The 20249-nt window shown below is 73.8% G+C and carries 20 protein-coding genes; 9 read left to right on the top strand and 11 right to left on the bottom strand.

The genetic code is table 11. From position 1 onward, the window contains the following. Positions 1–121: 121 nt before the first annotated feature. On the bottom strand, positions 122–1345 hold the full coding sequence (locus ABZ484_RS02435) for a PLP-dependent transferase (protein ID WP_358864031.1): 1224 nt from the start codon (positions 1343–1345) through the stop codon (positions 122–124). Positions 1346–1404: 59 nt separating this feature from the next. On the opposite strand from ABZ484_RS02435, the gene ABZ484_RS02430 reads away from it, so the two are divergent. Continuing rightward, a complete protein-coding gene (locus ABZ484_RS02430; RefSeq protein ID WP_358864030.1) occupies positions 1405–1914 on the top strand; it encodes an Lrp/AsnC family transcriptional regulator in 510 nt (169 codons plus the stop codon). 33 nt (positions 1915–1947) lie between these two features. Next, on the top strand, positions 1948–3639 hold the full coding sequence (locus ABZ484_RS02425) for a DUF885 domain-containing protein (protein ID WP_358864029.1): 1692 nt from the start codon (positions 1948–1950) through the stop codon (positions 3637–3639). A 214-nt stretch (positions 3640–3853) separates the two neighbouring features. On the opposite strand, the gene ABZ484_RS02420 is transcribed toward ABZ484_RS02425, so the two are convergent. Continuing rightward, a complete protein-coding gene (locus tag ABZ484_RS02420; protein WP_358864028.1) occupies positions 3854–4357 on the bottom strand; it encodes a rhodanese-like domain-containing protein in 504 nt (167 codons plus the stop codon). A gap of 123 nt (positions 4358–4480) precedes the next feature. Here ABZ484_RS02420 and ABZ484_RS02415 point away from each other — a divergent pair, with 123 nt between their 5' ends. Continuing rightward, positions 4481–4927, top strand: coding sequence for an Lrp/AsnC family transcriptional regulator (locus ABZ484_RS02415; protein ID WP_358864027.1), 447 nt, complete (start codon positions 4481–4483; stop codon positions 4925–4927). Positions 4928–4950: 23 nt separating this feature from the next. Here the strand turns inward: ABZ484_RS02415 and ABZ484_RS02410 are convergent, their stop codons facing one another. The 5 genes from ABZ484_RS02410 to ABZ484_RS02390 form a co-directional block, all read right to left on the bottom strand. After that, positions 4951–7947: an SMC family ATPase gene (locus ABZ484_RS02410; RefSeq protein WP_358864026.1), complete on the bottom strand. Its 2997-nt coding sequence runs from the start codon at positions 7945–7947 to the stop codon at positions 4951–4953. A gap of 52 nt (positions 7948–7999) precedes the next feature. Then, positions 8000–9163, bottom strand: coding sequence for an exonuclease SbcCD subunit D (locus ABZ484_RS02405; protein WP_358864025.1), 1164 nt, complete (start codon positions 9161–9163; stop codon positions 8000–8002). Positions 9164–9269: 106 nt separating this feature from the next. Continuing rightward, the gene (locus ABZ484_RS02400) at positions 9270–9896 is read right to left on the bottom strand and encodes a YigZ family protein (RefSeq protein WP_358864024.1); all 627 of its coding nucleotides are present in this window, start codon (positions 9894–9896) and stop codon (positions 9270–9272) included. Between the two features lie 79 nt (positions 9897–9975). Next, entirely contained in the window at positions 9976–10524 is a 549-nt protein-coding gene (locus tag ABZ484_RS02395; protein WP_358864023.1) for a histidine phosphatase family protein, read from the bottom strand. Continuing rightward, entirely contained in the window at positions 10521–11252 is a 732-nt protein-coding gene (locus ABZ484_RS02390) for a hypothetical protein (protein WP_358864022.1), read from the bottom strand. Before ABZ484_RS02390 ends, ABZ484_RS02395 begins: the two co-directional genes overlap by 4 nt. A gap of 149 nt (positions 11253–11401) precedes the next feature. Here ABZ484_RS02390 and ABZ484_RS02385 point away from each other — a divergent pair, with 149 nt between their 5' ends. The 3 genes from ABZ484_RS02385 to ABZ484_RS02375 all read left to right on the top strand — a co-directional run bounded on the left by ABZ484_RS02385 (position 11402) and on the right by ABZ484_RS02375 (position 14970). Continuing rightward, positions 11402–11809 (top strand): CoA-binding protein, encoded by a 408-nt coding sequence (locus tag ABZ484_RS02385; RefSeq protein WP_358864021.1) that lies wholly within the window; start codon positions 11402–11404, stop codon positions 11807–11809. Between the two features lie 203 nt (positions 11810–12012). Beyond that, positions 12013–13650 (top strand): APC family permease, encoded by a 1638-nt coding sequence (locus ABZ484_RS02380; protein WP_358864020.1) that lies wholly within the window; start codon positions 12013–12015, stop codon positions 13648–13650. Positions 13651–13746: 96 nt separating this feature from the next. Next, positions 13747–14970, top strand: a complete 1224-nt coding sequence (locus ABZ484_RS02375; protein ID WP_358864019.1) for a 4-hydroxybenzoate 3-monooxygenase — start codon at positions 13747–13749, stop codon at positions 14968–14970. A 103-nt stretch (positions 14971–15073) separates the two neighbouring features. Here ABZ484_RS02375 and ABZ484_RS02370 read toward each other — a convergent pair whose 3' ends face one another. Further along, complete coding sequence (locus tag ABZ484_RS02370) at positions 15074–15433, bottom strand: metalloregulator ArsR/SmtB family transcription factor (protein ID WP_358864018.1); 360 nt, start codon at positions 15431–15433, stop codon at positions 15074–15076. 62 nt (positions 15434–15495) lie between these two features. Here ABZ484_RS02370 and ABZ484_RS02365 point away from each other — a divergent pair, with 62 nt between their 5' ends. Next, a complete protein-coding gene (locus ABZ484_RS02365; RefSeq protein WP_358864017.1) occupies positions 15496–16620 on the top strand; it encodes a cation diffusion facilitator family transporter in 1125 nt (374 codons plus the stop codon). 29 nt (positions 16621–16649) lie between these two features. Here ABZ484_RS02365 and ABZ484_RS02360 read toward each other — a convergent pair whose 3' ends face one another. Both ABZ484_RS02360 and ABZ484_RS02355 read right to left on the bottom strand, forming a co-directional pair. Next, positions 16650–17204 carry a YbaK/EbsC family protein gene (locus tag ABZ484_RS02360; RefSeq protein WP_358864016.1) on the bottom strand — a complete coding sequence of 185 codons (555 nt, stop codon included), beginning with the start codon at positions 17202–17204 and terminating at the stop codon, positions 16650–16652. 43 nt (positions 17205–17247) lie between these two features. Further along, the gene (locus ABZ484_RS02355) at positions 17248–17820 is read right to left on the bottom strand and encodes an XRE family transcriptional regulator (RefSeq protein WP_358864015.1); all 573 of its coding nucleotides are present in this window, start codon (positions 17818–17820) and stop codon (positions 17248–17250) included. Positions 17821–17913: 93 nt separating this feature from the next. On the opposite strand from ABZ484_RS02355, the gene ABZ484_RS02350 reads away from it, so the two are divergent. Beyond that, positions 17914–18771, top strand: coding sequence for a DMT family transporter (locus tag ABZ484_RS02350; RefSeq protein WP_358864014.1), 858 nt, complete (start codon positions 17914–17916; stop codon positions 18769–18771). Positions 18772–18813: 42 nt separating this feature from the next. Here the strand turns inward: ABZ484_RS02350 and ABZ484_RS02345 are convergent, their stop codons facing one another. Beyond that, positions 18814–19605, bottom strand: a complete 792-nt coding sequence (locus ABZ484_RS02345; protein ID WP_358864013.1) for an acyltransferase — start codon at positions 19603–19605, stop codon at positions 18814–18816. 106 nt (positions 19606–19711) lie between these two features. Here ABZ484_RS02345 and ABZ484_RS02340 point away from each other — a divergent pair, with 106 nt between their 5' ends. Then, entirely contained in the window at positions 19712–20239 is a 528-nt protein-coding gene (locus ABZ484_RS02340) for a gamma carbonic anhydrase family protein (protein WP_358864012.1), read from the top strand. Positions 20240–20249: the final 10 nt, after the last annotated feature.

Below are 20249 nucleotides of genomic sequence, written 5' to 3'. Positions count from 1 at the left end.
GCGCGGTCCGGCGTCGCTGGACCCGGCCCGTACCACTGGTCCGGGCCGACCGGCACGCCGGTGTGCGGTCCGGTGGAGTCCACCGGGCCGCACACCCCCTCCGGACCGCGAGCGGAGCGGTTCAGCTCATCGCCTCGTGCAGCCCCTTCACCTCGGGCGACTCCGACGGCGGCTGCCCCAGGGCCGCGTCCAGGTCGGCCCACAGGTCCTCGACGTCCTCCAGGCCGACCGACATGCGCAGCAGCCGGTCGCTGACCCCGGCGCCGCGCCGGTCCTCGGCGTCCACGATGCGGTGGCTGATGGAGGCCGGGTGCTGGATCAGCGTGTCGACGCTGCCGAGGCTGACGGCGGGGGTGATCAGACCCACGCCCGAGATGACCGCGTGCGGGTCGCCGTGCACCTCGAAGGCGACCATCGCGCCGCCGATGCGCGGATAGTGCACCCGGGCCACGCGCGGGTCGGCAGCCAGCCGGGCCGCCAGGTCCGCGGCGGTGGCGGAGGCGGCCCGTACCCGCACCGGCAGCGTGGACAGGCCGCGCAGCAGCAGATACCCGGCGAGCGGGTGCAGGACGCCGCCGGTGGCGAAGCGCACCTGCCGCAGCCGCCCGGCGAGTTCCTCGTCGCACGCCACCACGCCGGCCATGACGTCCCCGTGTCCGCCCAGGTACTTGGTGGCGCTGTGCAGCACCAGCCGGGCACCCTGCTCGGCCGGGCGCTGGAGCACCGGCGTGGCGAAGGTGTTGTCGGCCAGCAGCGGGACGGAGCCGCAGGCGTGGGCGACGGCCCGCAGATCCACCTCGGCCAGCGTCGGGTTGGCTGGGGACTCCACCATCACCAGCCCGGTGTCCGGGCGCAGCGCGTCGGCGATGCCCGCCGGGTCGGTCCAGGTCACCTCGGTGCCCAGCAGCCCGGCGGTGAGCAGGTGGTCGCTGCACCCGTACAGGGGGCGTACGGCCACGACGTGGCGCAGGCCCATGGCGGAGCGGACGAGGAGGACGGCGCTGAGCGCGGCCATGCCGCTGGCGAACGCGACCGCCGCCTCGGTGCCCTCCAGCCGGGCCAGCGCGGTCTCGAAGCGGGCGACGGTCGGGTTGCCGAGCCGCCCGTAGACGGGCGGTCCGTCGAGTTCGGCGCCGTCGCCGGCGAAGGCGTCGATGCGGGCGGCCTCGGCCCGGCTGTCGTAGGAGGGGTAGGTGGTGGACAGGTCGATCGGCGGGGCGTGCAGTCCCTGGCGGGCGAGGTCGTCCCGGCCGGCGTGCACGGCCTCGGTGGCCAGTGCTCTGGGTGCGGCGGTGCGCACGTCGTCGTACGCGGTGGTGCGCGCGGAGTCGAAGGGCGTGTCCATGACCGAAGGGTGAACAACCATCGAGGAGCCGACCGGGAACTCCGTGCTACGTTCGGCACATGGCCGAATCCGTCGAACTGGACGCGGTGGATCTCCATCTGCTGCGGCTGCTGCAGAACGACGCCCGGATCACCTACCGGGATCTCGCCGCACAGGTCGGGGTGGCGCCGTCGACCTGCCTGGACCGGGTGACCCGGCTGCGCCGCTCGGGCGTCATCGTCGGCCATCGCCTCCGGCTCGACCCCGCCAAGCTGGGCCGGGGCCTTCAGGCACTGCTGTCGGTGCAGGTCAGGCCGCACCGGCGGGAGCTGGTGGGCCCGTTCGTGGAGCGGATCCGGGCGCTGCCGGAGTCGTTGTCCGTGTTCCATCTGACCGGGCCGGACGACTACCTCGTCCATGTCGCGGTCGCGGACATGGCGGATCTCCAGCGGCTGGTGCTGGACGAGTTCACGGCACGGCGGGAGGTGGCCCGGGTGGAGACCCGGCTGATCTTCCAGCAGTGGGACTGCGGCCCCCTGCTGCCGCCGGGCGCGGAAACGGCGGCACCAGAGGCCGGTAAACCGGGCTGACGCGGGGCACCACCTCGTACGAGGATGGGCACCATGTCAGACACCAACAGCGCGCTTCCCCGTCAGGTCGCCGACGCCTACGTCGACGAACTCATCGCCCTCGACCCGATCACCGGCACCTTCCTCGGCGTGAAGGAGAGTTCGGGCAGGCTGCCCGACACCTCGCCCGCCGGCCAGCAGGCGCTCGCGGAGCTGGCGCGCACCACGCTGGCCCGCCTGGACGAGGCCGAGCGCCGGCCCGGCGCGGACAGTGACATCGAGCGCCGGTGCGCGCGCCTGCTGCGCGAGCGGCTCACCGCGGAACTCGCCGTGCACGATGCCGACGAGGGTCTACGCGCGGTGAGCAACATCCACAGCCCCGTGCACTCGGTACGCGAAGTCTTCACGATCACCCCCACCGACACCGACGAGGACTGGGCGGCGGTCGCCGAGCGGCTGCGCGCCGTACCGGCCGCGCTGCGCGGCTACCGCGAGTCCCTGGCCCTCGGCCTGGAGCGCAAGCTGTACGCGGGCCCGCGGCCGACCCGGACCTTCGTCGAGCAGCTCACCGAGTGGTCGGACACGAACGGTCAGGGCCGCGGCTGGTTCGAGGACTTCGCCGCCCCCGGTCCCGAATCCCTGCGCGGCGAACTCGACGAGGCCGCCCGGGCGGCGACCGCGGCCATCGTCGAGCTGCGCGACTGGATGCGCGACGTGTACGCGCCGACGATCGAGGGCACCCCGGACACGGTCGGCCGCGAGCGCTACGCCCGCTTCTCGCGCTACTTCAACGGCACGGACCTGGACCTCGACGAGGCGTACGCGTACGGCTGGTCGGAGTTCCACCGGCTGCTCGGCGAGATGCGGAAGGAGGCCGAGAAGGTCCTGCCGGGCGCCGAGACCCCGTGGGTGGCGCTCGCCCATCTCGACACCGACGGCACGCACATCGAGGGTGTGGACGAGGTCCGCGCCTGGCTCCAGGGGCTGATGGACGAGGCCATCGACGCGCTCGACGGCACCCACTTCGAACTCGCCGAGCGGGTGCGGCGCGTGGAGTCGTGCATCGCCCCGCCCGGCGGCGCCGCGGCCCCCTACTACACGCCGCCGTCCGCCGACTTCTCGCGGCCGGGCCGCACCTGGCTGCCGACCATGGGACAGACCCGCTTCCCGGCGTACGACCTCGTCTCGACCTGGTACCACGAAGGCGTCCCCGGCCACCACCTGCAACTCGCCCAGTGGGCGCACGTCGCCGACAACCTCTCGCGCTACCAGGCGACGGTGGGCATCGTCAGCGCCAACGCCGAGGGCTGGGCCCTGTACGCGGAACGCCTGATGGACGAACTCGGCTTCCTCACCGACCCGGAGCGGCGGCTGGGCTACCTGGACGCGCAGATGATGCGGGCGGTCCGCGTCATCATCGACATCGGCATGCACCTGGAGCTGGACATCCCGGCCGACTCGCCCTTCCACCCCGGTGAGCGCTGGACGCCGGAGCTGGCACAGGAGTTCTTCGGCGCGCACAGCAGCCGTCCGCGGGACTTCGTGGCGAGCGAGCTGATCCGCTATCTGTCGATGCCCGGCCAGGCGATCGGCTACAAGCTGGGCGAGCGGGCCTGGCTGCTCGGCCGCGAGAACGCCAGGAAGCGGCACGGCGACGCGTTCGACGCGAAGGCCTGGCACATGGCGGCCCTGTCCCAGGGGTCGCTGGGGCTGGACGATCTGGTGGACGAACTCTCGCAGCTGTGAACCAGCCGGGGCGGGTGACCGGACTCCGGTCGCCCGCCCCGAACCACGAGCGGCCGCCCCCCGACCCGCGGCGCCCTCCCCGACCCGCGGCGCGCGGCCCCAGATCGAGCGCCCGCCCCGACCCGCGGCGCGCGGCCCGAGGTCGACCGCCCGCCCCGACCGGGAGCGGCCCACACGACTTCGGTCGCCCGCCCCCGCGCCCGTCCGCGGTGCGTCAGCAACCGCAGTCGCCTCCCTCCGCCGGCGCCGTCAGCGGGTCTGCGGCCCGGCGGTCCTCGCCCTGCCACGTCTCGTAGGCGAAGCCCTCGCGCGCCCAGTACTCGAAGCCGCCGAGCATCTCCTTGACCCGGTAGCCGAGTTCGGCGAGGGCGAGGGCGGCGCGGGTGCCGCCGTTGCAGCCCGGGCCCCAGCAGTAGGTGACCACCGGGACGGACCTGTCGAGCAGTGCCTCGGCCTGCTCGGGGATCAGAGCGGTCGGCAGGTGCACCGCGCCGGGAATGTGCCCCTGGTCCCAGGCCTCGGTGGAGCGGGAGTCGAGCAGGACGAAGCCGGGGTCGCCGCCGGCCGCCAGCGCGGCGGCGACGTCGGACACGTCGGCGTGGAAGGCGAGGCTCGCCCGGAAGTGGGCGGCGGCCTCCGCCGGAGGGGCCGGCGGGACCCGCAGCACCGGGTGGGCGGCGAGTGATGTGGTGCCGGCGGCGGTGGGTGCGGCGGTCATCGTGGAGTCCTTCCATGGGCGGTCTCGGCACCTGGAAATCTACGACCGAAGATCACCTCCATGAAGCGGCGATCCACGGCGCACCTCTTGATCGGCCGGGGATTCCCCTGGTATCCATCGCCCATGACCGCGTTTTCCCCGGACGCCACCGACTGGCGCATTCTCGACGTCCTCCAGCGGGACGGGCGGGCCAGCTTCGCCGAGCTGGCGCGGGCGGTGTCGATGTCCCCGAGCGCGGTCACCGAACGGGTGCGCCGCTTGGAGGAGGCGGGCGTCATCCAGGGGTACGCGGCCGTGGTCGACCCGGAGCGGCTGGGGATGTCGATCCTGGCCTTCGTCCGGCTCCGCTACCCCAACGGCAACTACAAGCCCTTCCACGACCTGGTCGCCGCCACCCCCGAGATCCTGGAGGCGCACCATGTGACGGGCGACGACTGCTTCGTCATCAAGGTCGCCGCGCGCTCCATGCGCCACCTGGAGGAGGTGTCCGGCAGGATCGGCACGCTGGGCTCGGTGACCACGAGCATCGTGTACTCCTCGCCCCTGCCCCGCCGCCCTCTGGGCCGCTGAGGGCAGAGCGGCGGCGGGCGGGGTCAGGCCACTCCGCGCTGCCGCACCGTCGAGCCCGACCGGCCCTTGACGACCTCCAGCTGGGCGTGGACCCGGCGGCGCAGGTCGGCGACATGGCTGACGATGCCGACACTGCGGTCGCGTTCGCGCAGGGAGTCCAGGACGTCCAGGACCTCGTCCAGGGTCTGGTCGTCCAGGCTGCCGAAGCCCTCGTCGATGAAGAGGGTGTCCAGCCGGACGCCGCCGGCCTCGTCGGTGACGACGTCGGCGAGTCCGAGGGCGAGGGCGAGCGAGGCGAAGAACGTCTCCCCGCCCGACAGGGTCGCCGTGTCCCGCTCGCGCCCCGTCCACGCGTCGACGACGTGCAGCCCGAGGCCGCTGCGGCCTCGTCCGGCCCGGTCGTCGGAGTGGACCAGGGTGTAGCGGCCGGACGACATGCGCTGCAACCGTGCGGTCGCGGCGGCGGCCACCTGTTCCAGGCGGGCGGCGAGGACGTAGGACTCCAGGCGCATCTTGCGCTCGTTGTCGGCCGAGGTCCCCGCGGTGAGCGCGGCGAGCCGGGCCACGCGGTCGTACTCCTGGCGCAGGGGTGCCAGGCGGCGTACGCCGGTGGCCGTGCGGGCGGACAGCCGGTCGAGTTCGGCGCAGCGCCGGGCGGCGGCGTCCCGGGCGGAGGAGGCCTGGCGCAGCCGCAGGCCCGCGGCGGCCGCGGCGGTCTCCGCCGCCGCGGGGTCGGCGGTCTCGCGCCCGGCCGCGGCCACGGTGTCGGCCTCGGCGAGGACAGCGCGGACGGCGGCCTCCTCGGCGTGCCGGGCGTCCAGGCGGTGCTGGAGTTCGCGGTGGGCGCCGTCGTCGAGGAGCGCGGCGACCGCGGCCCGCGGAGTGTCGAAACCGGCGCGGAAGGCGGCCTCGGCGAGCCGCCCGTCGGCGTCCTTGAGCCGTTCGGCGCTCTCCTCGGCGGCCCGCGCGGCCTCCGCGGCGTCGGTGAGGCGCGCCACCTGGCGCTCCAGTTGCGCGGCCCGTGCGGCGACGCTCGCGGCGGCGCCCCTGGCCTCGGCCAGCTCGGCCTCCAGAGTGGCCTGTTCGCGGTCCAGGTTCTCCTTGCGGGTCAGCCGGGCGGCCGACCTGACCTCGGCCTGCCGGCGGTCGGCGAGCCGGCGCTCGTGCTCCTGCTCCGCCCGGCGCAGCTCCTCCCGGGCGGCGTGCAGACCGGAGGCTTGCTGTCGTGCCCGCGTGAGTTCACGCTCCAACGTCTGTACCTCGTCGGCGAGTTGCGCCGTGGGCGCGTCGCCCGCCTCGGCGGTGGCCGCGGCCAGCCGCTCGCGCAGGGCGGCGAGCCGGCGCTCGTGGTCGGTGCGCCGTTCCTCGGCGTCCTGGAGGGCGGCCAGGGCGCGCTCCTCAGCCTCGCGGTCGACGTGTCCGGTGACCCGGCGCGCGGGGGCGGGGTGTTCGGTGGCACCGCAGACGGCGCAGGGCTCGCCGTCGGTGAGGTTCGCGGCGAGCTCGGCGGCGATCCCGTTCAGGCGCTGCTCTTTCAGGTCCAGCCAGTGGTCCTTGGCGCGCAGGGCGCGTTCGGCGGAGTCGAGGGCGCGCCGCTGCGCCTCGTCGGTGTCCCGGAGGAGCTGGTCGCGCAGCCTGGCCGCGCCGAGCCGCGCCTGGGCTCCCTCGCGTCGCACGGAGAGCTGGTCCGCCTGCCCGGCCGCCTCCTGGGCGGCCTCGACACGGGCCTGGAGTCCGGCGCGGGTGTTCTCCCAGCCGGCGAGCCAGGCCTCGGCCTCCTCCAGCATGTCCTCGTCGGCGCGCTCCCGGCGGTCCGCGTCCGCGCGCTCGGCGACGAGCTCGGCCAGGCGCCGCTCGGCGCGGCGGGCCGACTCCAGTCCGCCCAGTTCCTCGGCCGCCCGGCGCGCCGCGGCGGCCAGTCCGGCCGCGCCGGCGTCGGCGAAGGCGCCGGGCAGCAGGGCACGCGCGTGTGCCTCGGCGGCGACGGCCCGCCGGTGCGCGGCGTCGGCGGCCTCCCGCAGCTCCAGTGCCGGTGCCACGGTCTGCGCCTTGCGGCCCCGTTCCATCCGCTCCTGCGTCCGACGGTGCTCCTCGGCCCCTTCCTCGAGGCGTGCGGCGCGCTCCCGCGCCTCGGTGAACCGGCGTTGCAGCCGGGCCAGTTCGCGTGTGTCGCGCAGGGAGCGCTCGGCGGCGGCGTGGGCGGCCTCGGCGGCCGTGAGCCGGCAGTGCGCGACGGTCAGCTGCTCGCGCGCGGCGCTGCGGGCGACGGCGGCGGCGGTCAGCACGGCCCCGGCCAGTCCCGGCTCGCCGGGGGACAGTTCCGGCAGCTCCATGGTGTCGCCGGCGGCCTGCTGCATGCGGTGGGCGTCGGCCAGCAGTGCGGCGTCGCCCTCGCGCACCTGGGCCTCGGTGGCCCGCCTGCGCTCGGCGAGGCGCTTTTCCACCTCGGCGAAGCGGTGGGTGTCGAACAGGCGGCCGAGCAGCTTGCCGCGGGCCTCGGCGTCGGCGCGCAGGAAGCGGGCGAAGTCGCCCTGCGGCAACAGCACGACCTGACAGAACTGTTCGCGGCTCATGCCGAGCAGCTGGGTGATCTCCTCGCCTATCTCCTGGTGGGAGCGGCTGAGGTCCTTCCAGGCGCCGGTCGTCGCGTCGTACTCGCGCAGCCAGGTCTGCGCCTTGTCGACGGTGGTGCCGGTGCCGCGCCGCTTGGGGCGGGCCCAGGGCGGCTGCCGGGTGATCTCCAGGCGGCGTCCGGCGACGGTGAGGTCGAGGGTGACCTCGGTTCGGGTGTCCGCGGCGGCGTGGTCGCTGCGCAGGGTGATCCCCTGCCCGCTGCCCTGCCGTGCGCCGGGCACCGAGCCGTACAGGGCGTAGCACACGGCGTCCAGGACGGACGTCTTGCCGGCCCCGGTCGGTCCGTGCAGCAGGAACAGTCCGGCGGCCGACAGGGCGTCGAAGTCGATGCTCTGGGTGCCCCCGAACGGTCCGAAGGCGGTGATGCCGAGCCGGTGCAGCCTCACCTCGCCTCCCCCCTGTGGTCCGTCCGACGGTCTCCGCCGTGATCCCGCGGCCTCACCGCGCCACCTCTCGTTCCGCCTCGTCGGCACGCACGGCGTCGAAGGCCTCGCGCAGGACGGCCCGCTCGTGCGCGTCGGGTCCCGCGCCGCGCACATGGGCGACGAAGTCCTCGGCGATCTGCTGGTCGCCGCGGTCCGCGAGCCGGCGGGCGTAGGACACGTCCGGGTCGTCCGGGGCGCGCTCGGGGTCGAAGACCAGGCTGAGGGTGTGCGGGAAGCGCTCGGTGAGGCGGGCCATCGGGTCGGCCGGGCGGACCGGGTCGGTGAGCGTGGCCTCGACCCAGGCGTCCTGGTGGCGGGCGAGGCCGGGGTCGGCGAGCAGTTCCTCCAGCGTGCCCCGGATCCGGGCCAGCGGGCGCGGGACCGGGCAGCCGACCCGCTCGGCGCCGACCCGGCCGTCGGCGTCGAGGTCGACGAGCCACATGCTCTTGGGGTGGTCGGCCTCCGAGAAGGAGTACGGCAGCGGGGAGCCGGAGTAGCGCACGCGCTCGGTGATGGTCTGGCAGCCGTGCAGATGCCCCAGGGCTGCGTAGTCGACGCCGTCGAAGACGCCCGCGGGGACGGCGGCCACCCCGCCCACGGTGATGTCGCGCTCGCTGTCGCTGGCCTCGCCGCCGGTCACGAAGGCGTGCGCGAGGACGACGGATCGGGTGCCGGGCGCGCGCGTGGCGAGGTCGGCGCGGACCCGGTCCATGGCGGCGGCGAGCACGGCCTCGTGCCCCGCCTTCTCGACCCCGAACTGGTCCTTGACCAGGGCCGGTTCCAGATACGGCAGGCCGTAGAAGGCGACCTCGCCGTGGGCGTCGGCCAGCACCACCGGCGTGGCGCACGCCGCGGGCTCGGTCCGCAGATGGATGCCCGCGCGGTCGATGAGCCCCGCGCCGACGCCGAGCCGGCGCGCGGAGTCGTGGTTGCCGGAGATCATCACCGTGGGCACACCGAGGGTGGCGAGACGGTGCAGGGCGTCGTCGAACAGCTCGACGGCGGCCAGCGGGGGCACCGCGCGGTCGTACACGTCTCCCGACACGACCACCGCGTCGACGCCGTGCTCACGCACGGTCGCCACGAGGTGACCGATGAACGCGGCCTGGGCCTCGAGCATGCTCACCCGGTGGAAGGACCGGCCCAGGTGCCAGTCGGACGTGTGCAGCAGCCTCATGATCCCCGAGACTAACGGCAGGGTCCGACAACACGGGCGGTTACTCCCGTATCAGCCGTCATGGGCGGTCAGCTGTGGGACCGTTACTGATGAAATGCCCGTTTCATCACGCATCGCCGTAGGCCTCTCCGCCGAGTTCGAGCCCGGCCGTGCCCGCCGTCGCATCGGCGAGCCATGCCCGGAAGGCGTCCACGTCGGCGTCCGGAAGGGCGATCTCGATCGTGACCGCCTCGCCGTAGCGCACGTCCCGCACCTCCCGCCCGGTCGACCTGAGGTCGTTCTGCACCTTGCCGGCGCGCTGGTGGTCGACGGTCACCGTGGCGAGGCGGAAGCGCCGGCGCGTCAGGGTGCCGAGCACGTCCAGCGCCTCGCCGACGGCTCCGCCGTAGGCGCGGATGAGGCCGCCCGCGCCGAGCTTGACGCCGCCGTAGTAGCGGGTGACGACGGCGACGACGTAGCGCATGTCGCGGCGCAGCAGCATCTGGAGCATGGGCACCCCGGCGGTGCCGCCCGGTTCCCCGTCGTCACTGGCCTTCTGGACGCCGGCGTCGGCGCCGATGACGTAGGCCCAGCAGTTGTGCGTGGCGTCCGCGTGCTCCTTGCGGACCGCCGCGATGAAGTCCTGGGCCTCCTGCTCGGTGGCCGCCGGGGCGAGCGCGCACAGGAAGCGGGAGCGGTTGACCTCGGTCTCGTGCACGCCCGGGCGGGCCACTGTGCGGTACTCGTCCTGCATCCGGCCAGCCTAGGGGGTGTCCCCGGCGCCCAGCGGCCCCCGTCCCGGCCGGTCCGGGAGGCAGGGCCCGGGAGGGCTCCTAGGACCTGCCCTTCGTGCCCCGCGGCACCGTCAGTCCGGTCAGCAGGGCGGTGCCGGGGGCGAGGGCGTGCCACCCGGTGCCGTGCCAGGCGAGCACGGCGATCGCGGAGGTGGGGAACTTCACCCGGAGCCGTTCCAGCGTGTCGTCCAGGCCCTCCCCGGCGAGATGGAGGACCAGTTCCTCCAGGCTTGGGTTGTGCCCGATCAGCAGCAGTGTCTCCACCTGCGGCGGTGTCTCGCGCACGGCCTGCAACAGGGTGGGGACGTCGGCGGCGTACAGCCGCGGGTCGAGGCGCACCGGCGGTGGGGTGCCCCATTCTGCGGAGGCCAGTTCCCAGGTCCGGCGGGCGCGCAGGGCCGTGGAGCACAGCGCGAGGTCCGGCAGGCAGTCGGACTCGGCGAGCGCGCGGCCCGCGGCGGGGGCGTCCCGGCGGCCGCGCGGCGCGAGCGGGCGGTCGTGGTCGGCGACGCCCTCGGGCCGGGCGGACTTGGCGTGCCGCAGGACCACCAGACGGCGCAGCGGGCCGGCTCCCGAGCGCGTGCTCACGGCGCGCGCCCGACGTCGCGGGTGAGGTCCAGGCCGAGCAGGCGGTCCGCGTAGGCGTACGTCTCGAAGCGGGCGCCGTCCGCCAGGTCCGGCCGGGTCTCGACCCACTCCAGCACCCGGAGCGTCGCGGGGACGTCCAGGTCGTCCTCCCAGCTTCCGCGCAGCCGTCCGCGCACGTCGTCGGGGATGGGCCGCGAGGGCTGCCGGGCCCAGTGGGCGACCGCGCCGCGCCAGTGGGCGAGCGTCCGGGCGGCCTCGTCCAACGCGTCGGCATCGAGCCGCAGGGGCAGGGTGCGGCGGCGGGCGAGCAGGGCGAGACGCCAGGTGGCGGGGTCCGCGTCGGCCGCCGGGGTGAGGGGAACGGCCGCGTCGACGGGTGCGACGGCGAGCCGGACGCCCTCGGGTGCGGTCTCGTCGGCCTCACCGGCCACGTGCACGACCTGGGCCTCGCCCAGGGCCGCGCCCAGCCCGCGGCTGTCCTCGAAGGGCCGGATGCCGAGGGCCGCGGCGGCCGCCCGCAGCTCCGCCTGCTCGCGCTCGCCGGTCAGCAGGGCCCACACCGGTGTGCCGCCCACCTCCAGGGCACGGACGAGCAGGTCGGCGACGAGGAGCACCCGCAGCCCGGAGGCGTCGAAGCCGGACGCGTGCACCTCGATGCGGGTCAGGCCACGGCGAGCGGGGGCGGCGTCCATGGGCTCGCCGGTTCGGGCGTCGATGATGCGCAGCACGGCCCGAGCGTAGGCCCCCGACCGGCCGCGCGCAGGCCTGCGGCCCACATTCCGGACAGAGTGCCGCGTCCGGCCGATCGGGGAATCGACCGACCAGGGGCACTGTTGGCGCAGTCGGCAACGTTCCCCGAGACGCGAGGAGACCTGTGGTGTACGGCGATGCGGCGACGGTCCGGAAGATCCTGACCGAACTCGGTGACACCTGGGCCGTGGTGGGCCTGTCCAACAACCGTGACCGCGCCGCGTACGGCGTGGCGCAGGTGCTCCAGCGGTTCGGCAAGAAGGTCGTCCCGGTGCACCCCAAGGCGGAGACCGTGCACGGCGAGCAGGGCTACGCCTCCCTCGCGGACATCCCCTTCGAGGTGGACGTGGTGGACGTCTTCGTCAACAGCGACCTGGCCGGCCCGGTCGCGGACGAGGCGGTCGCCAAGGGCGCGAAGGCGGTGTGGTTCCAGCTCGGCGTCGTCGACGAGGCCGCCTACCAACGGACCCGGGCCGCGGGCCTGGAGATGGTCATGGATCGCTGCCCGGCGATCGAAATTCCGCGTCTGAACTAGTGTGTGACAAGCTCTTCCGATATTTCGCAACTGAATAGCAACATTCTGCGATGGCCGTTGACCTGGGTAAAGGGCGCACCAAAGAAGCACCCTTGGAAGAGTCAAATTTAGGGCGACGGCCTTCTGTGGAGGGGGCCCGCATTCCTACTCTGAGCCGCCGTCGGGCGTTAATTCGGTGTTCAGATAGTGAAAGGCCCCTTGACATGGCGAAACTCGACCATGTAACCGCCGACGTCACCCGGGACCAGACCGGTCTCCGGCGTGACGTCGGTCTGATCGGTCTGATGTGGGCCTCGGTCGGTTCCATCATCGGCTCCGGCTGGCTCTACGGCGCCGAGAAGGCCGTCGTGATGGCCGGCCCCGCCGCGATCGTCTCCTGGCTGATCGGCACCGTGGCGATCGTGCTGCTGGCGCTCGTGCACGCGGAGCTCGGCGGCATGTTCCCGGTGGCGGGCGGCACGGCCCGCTACCCGCACTACGCCTTCGGCGGCCTGGCCGGCATGTCCTTCGGCTGGTTCTCCTGGCTCCAGGCGGCCACCGTGGCCCCGATCGAGGTCGAGGCGATGATCGGCTACGCCGGTCACTGGCACTTCGCCCAGGGCCTCCAGCACACCGACGGCACCCTGACGACGAGCGGTTTCATCGTCGCCGTCGTGCTGATGGCCGTGTTCGTCGTGGTCAACTTCCTGGGTGTGCGCGTACTGGCGCACACCAACAGCGCGGCCACCTGGTGGAAGATCGCCGTGCCGCTGGCCACGATCTTCATCATCGCGGTGGGCAACTTCCACCCGCACAACTTCACCGCCCAGGGCTTCGCCCCGTTCGGCGCCAAGGGCGTGCTGGGCGCCATCAGCTCCAGCGGCATCATCTTCGCCCTGCTGGGCTTCGAGCAGGCGATCCAGCTGGCCGGTGAGAGCCGCAACCCCAAGCGCGACCTGCCACGCGCCACCCTCGGCTCGGTCGCCATCGGCGCGACCATCTACGTCCTGCTCCAGGTCGTGTTCATCGGCGCGCTGCCGCTCGACTCCTTCGCACACGGCTGGGCCAAGCTGGACTTCCCCGGCATCAGCGGCCCCTGGGCGGGCGTGGCCACGCTGGTGGGCCTCGGCTGGCTGAGCGTCGTGCTCTACATCGACGCCGTCATCTCCCCCGGCGGCACCGGCCTGATCTACGTCACCGCCACCTCCCGGGTCTCCTACGGCCTGGCGAAGAACGGCTACGCGCCCAAGCTCTTCGAGCGGATCGACGCGCGCGGTGTGCCGTGGTTCGGCCTCGCCATCTCCTTCGTGACCGGCGTGGTCTGCTTCCTGCCCTTCCCCAGCTGGCAGGAGCTGGTCGGCTTCATCACCTCGGCGAGCGTGCTGATGTACGCCGGCGCCCCGCTGGCCTACGGCGTGTTCGCCGACCGGCTGCCGCACCACGAGCGGCCCTACCGCCTGCCCGCGGGCAAGGTGATCTCGCCGCTGTCCTTCGTGGTCGCCAACCTCATCATCTACTGGGCCGGCTGGGACACGCTGTGGCGGCTCGGCATCGCGATCGTCCTCGGCTACCTGCTGCTCGGCGGCTACGCCTGGTACGCCACCAACAAGCAGCTCCCCGACGCGCCCCGGCTGGACTTCAAGGCCGCCCAGTGGCTGCCCGGCTACCTGCTCGGCATGGGCCTGATCTCGTGGCAGGGCGGCTTCGGCGGCCAGGGTCACATCGGGCTGTGGTGGGACATGGCCGTCGTCGCGGCCTTCTCGCTGGGCGTCTACTACTGGGCGAAGGCCACCGCGTCCCGGTCCGAGGAGATCGAGCGCAGCATCGAGGAGGTCGTGGTCACCGACGCGCCCGCGCACTGATCACGGTCACACCCCGGCCCCTCGCCCGTACGGTGTCCCGTCGGCCGCGCCCCCACCACCGGGGCGCGTCTGACGGGACACCGTCATAATGCCCGGGTGACTCAGCCTTCCCCCCACCCCGACTCCCCTGCCCGCGAACGCTTTCCGGTCGTCATCGTCGGCGCCGGACCGGCGGGTCTCACCGTCGGCAACATCCTGCGGGCCGCCTCCGTCGACTGCCTGGTCCTGGAGACGGAGTCCCGGCGGTTCATCGAACAGCGGCCCCGCGCGGGGGTCCTGGAGGAGTGGGCCGTACGCGGTCTGGAACGCCGTGGCCTGGCCGCGAGCCTGCTGGAGCGGGCCGGACGGCACACCGCTTGCGAGTTCCGCTTCGACGGTGCCGGCCACCGCTTCCCGTACACGGACCTGACGGGCCATCACCACTTCGTGTATCCGCAGCCGCTGCTCGTGACGGACCTTGTGCGCGAGTACGCCGACGTCCGGGGCGGCGACATCCGCTTCGGCGTGCGGGAGGTGACGCTGCACGACACCGACTCGGAGCGGCCGTCGGTGTCGTACCTCTGCCCCGAGACGGGGCGACGACGGGTGATCCACTGCGACTTCGTCGCCGGATGCGACGGAGCCCGCGGGGTGAGCCGGTCCGCGCTCGTGCCGCAGCGGGCCCGGATCGCCCGGCACGACTACGGCATCGGCTGGCTGGCGCTGCTCGCCGAGGCCCCGCCGTCCTCCGACTGCGTGCTCTTCGGCGTCCACCCGCGCGGCTTCGCCGGGCACATGCCCCGCAGCGCGGACGTGACCCGCTACTACCTTCAGTGCCCGCCCGGCGACGACCCGCGGAACTGGCCGCACGAGCGCGTCTGGGCCGAGCTGCGGCAGCGGCTCGCCGCGGCGGAAGCCCCGCCGCTCACGGAGGGCCGGCTGCTGGAGCAGCGGGTGCTCGACATGCACGACTACGTCGTGGAGCCGATGGCCTCCGGGCGGCTGTTCCTGGCCGGTGACGCGGCGCATCTGACGGCGCCCATCGCGGCGAAGGGCATGAACCTCGCCCTGCACGACGCCTTCCTGCTCGGGGACGCACTCGCCGCGTACGTCACCCGGGGCGACGAGGGCGGCCTGGCCGGCTACTCGGCGGCGTGCCTGCGGCGCGTGTGGGACTACCAGGAATTCTCCCAGTGGCTCTCCGACGTCTACCACGGCACCGCGTCGGGCGATCCGTTCCACGCGGGCACCACGCTCGCCCGGCTGCGCCGTCTGTTCACGTCGCCGGCCGCGGCGGCCGCCTTCGCCGAGCAGTACCTCGGCACGGCGGGCCACTTCTGAGGACGGAGCCCAGGGCCGAACGCCCGCCGACGGCCCCCGGTCGCCGGTGGCTGGTCGTCTGCCGTCTGCCGTCTGCCGTCTGCCGTCTGCCGTCGGTCGCGGGTCAGTCGTGGAGCGGCCGGTCGCCGAGTCGGTGGTCGGCCACGTTCAGCGCCTCGGCGACCAGGCGGCGCAGATGGCCGTCGCGCAGGGAGTAGATCACCCGGCGGCCCTCCTTGCGGGTGGCCACCAGCCCGGCCAGCCGCAGCCGCGCCAGGTGCTGGCTGACGGCGGGGCGGGCCGCGCCGCACGCCTCGGTCAGCGTGGTGACATCGGCCTCGCCCGAGGTCAGCGCGTGCAGCAGGGCGAGCCGCGTGCGGTCCCCGAGCAGGGCGAGCAGTTCGGCGGCGAGCGCGATCTGCTCCTCGCCCGGGGTGCGCGGGTGCGCATGGTGCGCAGGTGATAGGTGCATGCGTGCGCTCATACGCACATAATGGCGTCGTGGACGCCTGGCGTCCACCTCCCGCGCACCGGAAGGGGAACGACGTGAGCGACCGGCACCACCCCCACGACCACGGACACGGCGACCACCACGGCCGCGACCACGGCGACCACCACAGTCGCGACCACGACCACAGCCATGGTCATGCGCACCCGCACCCGCACCCCCGCTCCGACCCGTCGGCGTCCCTCCGGCACCGCCTGCGGCATCTCCTCACCCCCCACTCCCACGAGACCGCGGACAAGCTCGACTCCGCGCTGGAGTCCTCGGCGCGCGGCATGCGGGCCCTGTGGGTCTCGCTGGCCGTGCTGGGGGCGACCGCGCTCGTCCAGGCGCTGGTGGTGGTGGGTTCCGGGTCGGTCGCCCTGCTCGGCGACACGGTGCACAACGCGGCCGACGCCCTGACCGCCGTGCCGCTGGGCATCGCCTTCGTGCTGGGCCGCAGGGCGGCGACCCGCCGCTTCACCTACGGCTACGGGCGCGCGGAGGACCTGGCCGGTCTGGTGATCGTGCTGACGATCGCGGCGTCGGCGGTGTTCGCGGCATGGGCGGCGGTCGAACGGCTCGTCGATCCGCGTCCCGTGCAGCACCTCCCGGCGGTGGCCGCGGCGGCCCTGGTCGGGTTCGCGGGCAACGAGTGGGTGGCCCGGTACCGGATCCGGGTGGGCCGGGCGATCGGCTCGGCCGCGCTCGTCGCCGACGGGATGCACGCGCGTACGGACGGCTTCACCTCGCTCGCCGTGCTGCTGGGCGCGGGCGGCGCGGCGCTGGGGTGGCGGTCGGCCGACCCGATCGTGGGGCTGGCGATCACGGCGGCGATCGCGCTGGTGCTGCGCGACGCGGCGCGCGAGGTGTTCCGGCGGATGATGGACGCCGTCGACCCGGCCCTCGTGGACCGGGCCGAGCGGGCCCTGCGCCAGGTGCCCGGGGTGCACGCCGTGGGCGAGTTGCGGCTGCGCTGGATCGGGCACCGGCTGCGGGCGGAGGTCGCGGTGGTGGTGGACGGCGAGGCGACGCTGCGCCAGGCCCACGCGGTCGCCGTCGACGCCGAACACGCCCTGCTGCACACCGTGCCCGGGCTCACCGCGGCCCTGGTCCACGCCGACCCCGCCCCCAGCCCCGGCGCATCCGACCCCCACCTGACCCTCGCCCACCACGCATCGCCCTGAGCGAGCGTGGTTCGGACCCTGATCAGACGTCAGATGCCCAGGCCGTCCAGCACCACCGCGCCCGGGAGTTCCGCGAAGGCCTTGCCCGGGACGAGGAGCTTGCCGCGGCGGCGGCCGCTGCCGACCAGGACGTACGGGAGGTCGACGACGGCGGAGTCGACCAGTACCGGCCAGCTCTCGGGCAGCCCGATCGGGGTGATGCCGCCGTACTCCATGCCGGTCTCCCCCGTGGCCACGTCCATCGACGCGAACGAGGCCTTGCGGGCGTCGAGATGGCGGCGTACGACACCGTTGACGTCGACACGGGTCGTCGACAGGGCCACACACGCGGCCAGCCGGCTCTCGCCGCCGCGCTTGCCGGCCACCACCACACAGTTCGCGGACCGCTCCAGCAGGTCCTGGCCGTAGTGCTCGACGAATACCGCGGTGTCGGCCCACCGCGGGTCGGTCTCGACGTAGACGATCTGGTCGGCGGGGACGCTGCCGCGCCAGTGGCGCAGGGCGTCGGCGACCGGGCGGACCAGGTCGTCGAGGCAGTCGGGCACGGCGGTGGCCCGGTCGAAGTCTCCGATGGGTGCGCGCATGACCGCACCGTAACAGCCGCCCGGTGCGCGCCGCCGGGGCGTCTCAGTGCACGGGCGGCACCGACACCGCCATCACCATCTCCATGGGCACCGGCCCCTCGTTGGCGTACGTGTGCGGCGTGTTGGCCTCGAAGGAGGCGCTCGCACCCTCGGGCACGCGGTACTCCGTCCCGTCCACGGTGAGCGTCAGTTCCCCCGCCGTGACGTGGACCAGTTCGACCGTTCCGCCCGGGTGCGGGTCGGAGGCGCTGCACTCTCCCGGCATCAGGCGCCACTCCCACATCTCCAGCGGCCCAGGCGCCTCGACGCCCGCCAGCAGCCGGTTGTAGCTGCCGGCGTCGGTGTGCCAGAGGCGGACGGCCTGCTCGGCGGGGACGATGCGGACCTTCGGGCCCTGCTCGTAGTCGAGCAGGGTGGTGATGCTGATGCCGAGCGCGTCACCGATCTTGACGACGGTGCCGAGGCTGGGATTGGTGCGGGCCTGCTCGATCTGGATGAGCATGCCGCGGCTGACTCCCGCGCGGGCGGCGAGCGTGTCCAGCGTGAAGCCGCGCTCGGTGCGCCAGCGCTTGACGTTGCGCGCCAGGGACTGGGTCAGCAGTTCGAGGTCCGACACATTCCGTCCAATATTCTTGATGACATAGTTCACTTCACTGAACTACGGTGGGGTGCACCCGATCGTTCACCGAACTGTACTGCGAGGCGTCCCGTGACAGCATTCTTCGCCCTGGCCACCAGCCTCCTGTGGGGCCTGGCCGACTTCGGCGGCGGACTGCTCACGCGGCGCAACCCGGCGCTGACGGTCGTCGTGGTCTCCCAGGCGATCGCCGCGGCGGTGCTGGGCGCGATCGTGGTGGCCACCGGGGGCTGGAGCGAGGCCGGGCCGCGGCTGTGGTTCGCCTTCGCCGCGGGCCTGGTCGGGCCGGTGGCGATGCTCTCCTTCTACAAGGCGCTCGCACTCGGCCCGATGGGCGTGGTCTCCCCGCTCGCGACCCTGAGCGTGGCCGTCCCCATCGGGGTCGGACTGGTGCTCGGCGAACGGCCGGGACTGCTCCAGGCCGCGGGCATCGCGGTCGCCGTCACCGGTGTGGTCCTCGCGGGCGGGCCGCAGACGAGGGGCGCCGCCGTGCAGCGGCGGACGATCTGGCTGACCCTCGTCGCCGCCCTCGGCTTCGGCACGGTGTTCGCCCTGATCGCCGAGGCGTCGACCACGGTCACCGGGCTCTTCCTCGCGCTGTTCGTGCAGCGGGTGACCAACGTGGCCACGGGCGGGGTCGCCCTGTACGTCTCCGCACGGCGGGGCGGGGCCGTGCTGCCGGAGGCCGGATTCCCCTGGGGCGCGCTGCCGGCCCTCGCCTTCGTCGGACTCGCGGACGTGGCCGCCAACGGCACGTACTCGGTCGCCGCCCAGCACGGGCCGGTCACCGTGGCCGCCGTGCTCGCCTCCCTGTACCCGGTGGTGACCGCGCTGGCCGCGCGCGGCTTCCTCAGCGAACGGCTGCGGGCCGTCCAGGCGGCCGGAGCGGGGCTGGCGCTGGTGGGAACGCTGCTGCTGGCGACGGGATGAGGGACCGGCTACGGACCACCGGCTGAAGGGCCGGACACCGCCTCAGGAGCGCGCGGCCGGGGAACCGGAGTCCTCCGCATCGCCCAGCCGCGCGAGCCCGGCCACGCTCTCCGCGTCCAGGTCCGCCAGTGCCACCAGCTGCTCCGGGGTGACATCGTCCGGTATCGGCACCGGTGCCGGTGTCCGCAGCGGCGGCTGCCAGCCCCCGGCGGGCGTCCACCGGCGTACGACCCGGGCGGGCGCGCCGGCGACCACGGCGTGGTCGGGCACCTCGCCGCGCACCACCGCACCGGCCGCGACCACCACGTTCCGCCCGATCCGCGCCCCGGGCAGGATCACCGCCCCGGTGCCGATCCAGCACCCGGGCCCGATCTCCACCGGCTCCATCCGCGGCCACTGCTTGCCGATGGGCTGGTGCGGATCATCGTAGGAGTGGTTCGTCGAGGTCACGTACACATACGGCCCGAAGTAGCAGTCGCTGCCGATGGTGACCGTCGTGTCGGCGATGACATGACTGCCGCGGCCGAGCACGACTCCGTCGCCGATGCGCAGGATCGGGTCGGGGCCGAGGTCGAGGTCGGGCATCAGTCCGGCCGTCAGCGTGACCTGCTCGCCGACGATGCAGTGCGCGCCGAGATGGATCCACGGTTCACCGAAGACCGTGCCGAGCGGGAACGCCAGTCTGGTACCTGTTCCCATCGCGCCGAAGCGGAAGCGCCCGGGGTGTTCCGCCGTGACGGAGCCCGTGCTCTGCACCCAGGCCCAGCCCGCGTGGACGGCGCGCTGCGCGAGGCGGCGCCGCCATGATGAGAACGTGTTCTTGCGCTTGGGCACCCGCTCACCGTACTCAGGCCGTGCCGCCCCCATGAGACCGGACGCCTGTGATCTTCACCCCACCGGATGACGTACGGTGCGGGGTGTCGACGACAAGGAGAGGGCGATGACGCACAAGGCGCTGATCACGGGCATCGGGGGCAAGGAGCCGAAGATCGACGGGGAGGCGTTCGTGGCGCCCACGGCCTCGGTGATCGGGGACGTGACGGTGGAGGCCGGGGCGAGCGTCTGGTACGGCGCGGTGGTCCGGGGCGACGTCGAGCGGATCCTCGTCGGCGAGCGGAGCAACATCCAGGACAACTGCACCCTGCACGCGGACCCCGGTTTCCCGGTGACCATCGGCGAGCGGGTGTCCGTCGGCCACAACGCGGTCGTCCACGGGGCGACGGTGGGGGACGACTGCCTGATCGGCATGGGGGCGACCGTGCTGAACGGCGCGGTCGTCGGAGCGGGATCGCTCGTCGCCGCCCAGGCCCTGGTGCCGCAGGGCATGGTGGTGCCGCCGGGTTCGCTGGTGGCAGGGGTGCCGGCGAAGGTGCGGCGGGAACTGACCGAGGAGGAGCGCCAGGGCCTCACGCTCAACGGCACGATGTACGCGGAGCTGGCGAAGGCCCACCGAGACGTGCAGGAGTAGCGCACGGACG

This window comes from Streptomyces sp. NPDC006393 (assembly GCF_040628575.1).
Taxonomy (GTDB): domain Bacteria; phylum Actinomycetota; class Actinomycetes; order Streptomycetales; family Streptomycetaceae; genus Streptomyces.
The sequence above is the reverse complement of the archived record's forward strand: the minus strand, read 5'-3'. Positions and strand labels throughout refer to the sequence as shown.